At 42.1% G+C, this 5,201-nt stretch carries 6 protein-coding genes and 2 pseudogenes; 4 read left to right on the top strand and 4 right to left on the bottom strand.

Features of this window, described 5'->3' with window-relative positions; translation table 11 throughout:
* Positions 1 to 74 precede the first annotated feature (74 nt).
* Complete coding sequence (locus QUB61_RS37655) at positions 75 to 416, top strand: hypothetical protein (protein WP_333136325.1); 342 nt, start codon at positions 75 to 77, stop codon at positions 414 to 416.
* A 91-nt stretch (positions 417 to 507) separates the two neighbouring features.
* Here the strand turns inward: QUB61_RS37655 and QUB61_RS37650 are convergent, their stop codons facing one another.
* Both QUB61_RS37650 and QUB61_RS37645 read right to left on the bottom strand, forming a co-directional pair.
* A complete protein-coding gene (locus QUB61_RS37650) occupies positions 508 to 795 on the bottom strand; it encodes a zinc ribbon domain-containing protein (protein WP_445300331.1) in 288 nt (95 codons plus the stop codon).
* Positions 796 to 823: 28 nt separating this feature from the next.
* A pseudogene (locus QUB61_RS37645) lies at positions 824 to 1,360 on the bottom strand (RNA-guided endonuclease InsQ/TnpB family protein); the annotation flags it as partial.
* Between the two features lie 496 nt (positions 1,361 to 1,856).
* On the opposite strand from QUB61_RS37645, the gene QUB61_RS37640 reads away from it, so the two are divergent.
* Positions 1,857 to 2,090 (top strand): hypothetical protein, encoded by a 234-nt coding sequence (locus tag QUB61_RS37640; RefSeq protein ID WP_333136329.1) that lies wholly within the window; start codon positions 1,857 to 1,859, stop codon positions 2,088 to 2,090.
* 30 nt (positions 2,091 to 2,120) lie between these two features.
* Positions 2,121 to 2,666 carry a hypothetical protein gene (locus QUB61_RS37635; RefSeq protein ID WP_333136331.1) on the top strand — a complete coding sequence of 182 codons (546 nt, stop codon included), beginning with the start codon at positions 2,121 to 2,123 and terminating at the stop codon, positions 2,664 to 2,666.
* Between the two features lie 129 nt (positions 2,667 to 2,795).
* On the opposite strand, the gene QUB61_RS37630 is transcribed toward QUB61_RS37635, so the two are convergent.
* Together QUB61_RS37630 and QUB61_RS37625 are read right to left on the bottom strand one after the other, a co-directional pair.
* On the bottom strand, positions 2,796 to 3,938 hold the full coding sequence (locus tag QUB61_RS37630) for an IS4 family transposase (protein WP_333136333.1): 1,143 nt from the start codon (positions 3,936 to 3,938) through the stop codon (positions 2,796 to 2,798).
* Between the two features lie 137 nt (positions 3,939 to 4,075).
* Positions 4,076 to 4,201: pseudogene (locus tag QUB61_RS37625) on the bottom strand (helix-turn-helix domain-containing protein); the annotation flags it as partial.
* 329 nt (positions 4,202 to 4,530) lie between these two features.
* Here QUB61_RS37625 and QUB61_RS37620 point away from each other — a divergent pair.
* Positions 4,531 to 5,190, top strand: coding sequence for a hypothetical protein (locus QUB61_RS37620; protein ID WP_333136335.1), 660 nt, complete (start codon positions 4,531 to 4,533; stop codon positions 5,188 to 5,190).
* Positions 5,191 to 5,201: the final 11 nt, after the last annotated feature.

The raw sequence follows: 5,201 nt of genomic DNA, 5'->3' as shown, positions 1-5,201 counted from the left end.
TTGAGCCAACATTCTCATGAAACTACTGCTCGATCGAACCCTCGATCGATTTATGAATGATTTGCGATCGCTATATGAGCCTGGTTTACGAAGAAACCTACAAAGACCAGTCGATTGAAATTTATTGTTTCAGTCAGTTTGCGCCCGGTGGAGTTGGCTCTTCTTACTTCTGGGCGATTATCAATGATTACAGATTGCCGGGAAATTTTGATGGCCGCTCCCATAATCCTTTTTGTCCTTCGGAGAATACAGGAAATCCGCGAACTCCGAAGCAATCGTCAGCACTAGCAGCAGCCAAAGCTTATTGCGACAGAAGAGTAAAGCAAGCGAGCAACGCGAGGACGAACTGCTTTCCCTCACCCTATTCTACCGGAAAGTTAAAACCTTGCTGCACCAATTTTTCTCTTCGCTGGTAAAAAGGTGAAGCTGCAACAGAAAACTGCTAGAGTGATACAATGAGCGATCGAGATATTGACATCCTCACCGGCCTGAAGGCGCGGTGATTCCCTACCAGTCGAACAGAGTTAAATGTTCGTACTTTAGACGGGTTGACAGTTCATCGGGAACTGCCTCAATTGAGGTCTTACACTCCCGGACTGCCCATTTTGAGTTGTGGATATGCCCTACCCCGACTTGTTCTATATTTTTTGAGGCGTTGTCGTCTCTGTCGTGAAGAGTGCCGCAATTCATACAGACAATTTCTCTCACCGAAAGGTCTAACTTGCCCCAGCGGTAACCACAATCCGAACAAACTTGGCTGGTTGGTTCCCCGGAAGCTGATGACAACAAACTCACGTCCAAATTTCTCCGACTTAGACTCACACATTGTTCTGAATTCCCGCCATCCAGCGGAGCTGATTGCTCTTGATAATTTGCGGTTTTTCAGGAGTCCGGAGACGTTTAAATCTTCTAGGGCGATAACTTGGTTCTCGTTTATCACCTTAGTCGATAGTTTATGCAGAAAGTCCTTGCGGATATCTCGTAGTTGTGCTTTGAGTTTCGCCACCTTCAATCGCATCCGTTCACGCCGCTTTGATATTTTAGAGCGTCCTGATAACTTACGTTGAGAGCGTCGAATTTTACGGTCTAACTTTGAGTAGCTGGGGCTTGCCACTCGCTCTCCCGTGCTGAGCGCCGCCAAAATTTTTATGCCCAAATCAATACCCACTGCTGGGTTAGAAGCTAGCTTGGTTTGGGGCTGCACCTCAACAACAAAACTAAGGAAGTAACGCCCTGCGGTGTCTTTAATAACGGTGACTGAACTTGATTCAGACGGCAGAGGTCGCGACCACTTAGTCTTAATACACCCAATTTTGGCTAAGAAAACCTTGGCAGCTTTGATGCTAAATCCCCCTTTTCGGAAACGGGCTGACTGTCTGTTTGTCCGCTTCTTAAATTTAGGGGGATTAACCTTTTTGCTTCAGGGGGTGACAACCCCGTCTTGACCCATAGCTAACAAAGGTTAGACCGATTTATGATAAAAAAAGATGGGGTCAATTTTTATAAGCAACCCCATCTATATACAATGTTACCTCTATTTTACCAAAATTGTTTCCTCATACAACTAAAACAAGCGGAATACTTAACTCTGCAAATTTTAGTTTTTCTGCTGCAAGCACATAAACAAGTAAGCATTGAATCCCTGGCAACAGTCATGCTCTGTGCGCAATCACATTTGAGAGTAGAAGACGCGCCATTCAAAGATTTTTGAAATTACCTCCTCTCAAAATTGAAAAACTGTGGTTCCCTCTGATTAAATACTTCTTTTGGACTCAATTCAACAAACAGAAAGAATTGATACTTGCTATTGATAGGACGCAGTGGCGTGACCGAAATATATTTTTCATCTGCCTAATTTGGCAGCAAAGAGCTTTACCATTGTACTGGCAAATTTTACCCAAAAAGGGTGCAGTAATATCCGAGAGAAAAAAAAATTAATTATACCTATTTTTCCGATACTAAACAAAGATAAATTAGTGCTAATAGGAGACCGCGAATTTGGTAGCGTCAAACTTGCAAAATGGTTAAACGAAAAGAATGTAAGGTTTGTTTTGAAAATACAAAAGGGGCGATATATTGAAGAAGGATAAAATTTTAAACGGTTAAGTAATTTAGGTTTAATGCCCGGTACTAGCTTTTATTTAAAGGATGTTCAAGTCACCAAGCAAAAAGGGTTTGGCTTATTTGATATTGCAGGTTATTGGCAGCGTCGATATAGAGGTCATGGGGAAGACGAAGGTTGGTATCTGCTCACAAATTCAGGAACTCTGAAAGAAGCTGTCGCCACATTTAAATGTCGGAGTGGGATCGAAGCTATGTTCTCTGATTGTAAAACAGGAGGGTATAATCTTGAAAAAACTCACGCTTCTACTGAGCGCTTGAAAACTTTAATTTTATTGATAGCTTTAGCGTACAGTTGCGCCACTTTACAAGGAAAAGAAATTCAAAAGCTCGGTATTCACAAATATGTGGGCTGCCTCAAAGAAGCGAAGCGAACTATACGCCGACATAGTAGTTTTTGGATGGGATTGTATGGTCATTCTTGGGTAATAGTCAGAGAATGTTGTGAAAAAATGATTGAGGAATTAATGGCAATAAGACGGAACAAGCTACCATTTTTTCAGAGGGGTTTGAGGGCTATGTCCCTGATGATACGGACGTTTTGACGGCGTTGTCACCCCGTGAACCTTTTTGCCTTTTTTTTTCCTGAATGGATGCGAAGAAGTTGTTCCAAGCTACACCTAAATCAGCAATAGATTGCTATAATGGGATATCTGGGGGGGTGACAAAGAGGTCTACGAGATAGACTGTATAAGGGTTACAGCCCGCATACCTTGTTGATAAAAGCGGCGTTTAGAAGGAGTTAACTTCATTAACTGTTCCACCTCCTCAGAATATTGTTCTAGATAATTAACCCACTTTTCTCCATCTAATCCAACACCAAATGTACTCCGTCTGCGATATTTTTTATTTGGTTCTTTGCGACAAGATACATATTTTTGCAACTGCTTTTTCTTCAATTCAGTGCCTTGAAATATTGCTGAACTGTACGCAAGTGTCATGAGCAGAATCATGTTAATAAGTCGGTCTCCTTTTAAGCTAGTTCCTTCCAGATCGTAGCCTCCTGTTTTACAATCTCGAAACATTTCTTCAATGCCCATCCGTTGCTTGTAAGCATCGATAGCTGCCGACAATGACCCTAAATCTGTGAGTATAAACCACGCTTCATCAACCTTCCATGCCCCGTAGTTTCTTTGACACTTACAAGCAACATCAAATCCAGTAGCAGGCTGAGTTTTTCTCACTCTTTTACCTTGAAAATATAAAGAGGTTCCTGGTACTATTCCTGATCGATCTAACCGTTGCCAAACTAAATGTTCCGTTTCGATACAATGATTCTTTTTGAGTCTCAAGCAAAACGACACACCCTTTGACTTAAGCCAGTTCCCTAAATCAACATCACAAAATTCACGGTTTCCTAAAACGATAACTTTATATTCTGAAAACAATGGTAAAATTTGCTCTAAATTTGTAATTTGTGATTCCAAGTTACTGTTTCCTAATTTTGGCAACAGCGACCAGTATAATGGAATTGCTCTTTTTTCCCAGATTAGGCTAACCATAAAAAGATTAATGCGCCCCCATTGGCTGCGGTCAATTGCGATTGATAAACGACTACCAACACGACAATAAGTTGTCAACCAATAAGTAATTAATGGGAACCAAATTAATGAAATAGTTAAGTTTGGCAAATCGAGAAACCTTTGTAGTTTTCTACGCCGACTTTCTGTTGTAATTGGATAGGGAAATACCCGGGAAAGCCGTTCTAATCTCACTTGTTTTTCTGATTGTATCAAGGGTAGCAAGATTTCAATCAGTTTAAATTGAGCTGAACTTAGTTGTTTTTTTAAATGAATGAGGTAGAATGTTGGTATCATTATTTTTGAGATAGGCAAGCGTCTAACAATTATGCTGCCTATCTTTTTTGAGCAGCGGATTGGCTCAATCCTTACAAAGTATGGGTTTCAGGCTGGTTGTTACCCCCCCAGAATGGGATATTAGAAACCGCGCTCAACTACTCACGCTCTTGGGTCTTTTTGGCTTGAGTAATGCATATTTTTTGCAAATCTTCATTGCTAGGTAGTTTATCCGATTTCTTACACAGTGCCAGAGCGTCGTTCCATACGACTCTCACACAACCTCATACCCTTGCCAGGTCTTTGCGTTGTTGCTCGGATGGATAAATTCGGTACTGGTAGCGTGATTTCATGCTAGTATTGTACACCATATATCCGTACAAAACCATGAAAAAACGATGAGATTTTAGGCTCGAAGACTTTGAATTAGAGATACTTGAAAAATATTGTGTGGCGGTTGGCAGAACTAAGTCTGATGTTCAAAGAGAGTTAATTAGGAATTTGAAAATCAAGAAAAAGCCGTCCTAGAAAGACGGGGCTTGAATCCCATTAATTTTGGTCAATAAAAGCGGGTGCATTTTCAAACCCTGCTTTGAAGAGAATTTTTATACATATGTGGCTAAAATTTGGTGTTGCTCCCAGTGGCGAACTGACGAGCATTGATGAAGTTGTGCGCGGAAAAACTAACCTCGCTTGTCTCTACTGCGGAGGCTCCCTCACAGCGAAAAAGGGTTCGGTGAAAGAACATCACTTCGCGCACACTGAGGAAACTTGCTTCCCAGTATCGCAGCGGATTAAAACCAAAGCATTTCCCTCGCTGCCTCTCTACGACAATTTCAACATTCAGCTCAAGGGTGAGGAATTGGAACAATTGAAGGTGCTGTGGCAAGAGTACGGCGCAAAGGATTACGCCATTCCCAAAGACTTGGTAAACGAGCGGTGGCAGTGGAAAGGATTGCTGGAATCAGAGGGCAATCGCACTTATCAGTTTACCGACTTGGGTAAAATCCCAGTGGGCGCGCTTCCCCTGGCGTTGTTCAACCAAGTCCAAGAACCGCTGCTGTTGTCGGAGTTGATGAAGTTAGAAGGCTCTGTAGAGATTGCCGAAGCTGCGGGGTTATCCTGCTTAGAAGAACGGCGGGCTGATTTGCTGATTTATCGAGCGCAGCTTCGTCGGATTCTGGTGAATTCGCTCTATTTTCTTGAGGTGTGCGATTCGTTGCCGTCGAATCAGTGGATAAAACCACGAAATAACACGGCTCACAGCCATTAAAGGCTCGTGAA

The organism is Microcoleus sp. C2D2 (genome assembly GCF_036702495.1).
Lineage (GTDB): Bacteria > Cyanobacteriota > Cyanobacteriia > Cyanobacteriales > Microcoleaceae > Microcoleus.
Note: the sequence above shows the minus strand (reverse complement) of the source record. Positions and strands in the feature narration are given on the sequence as shown.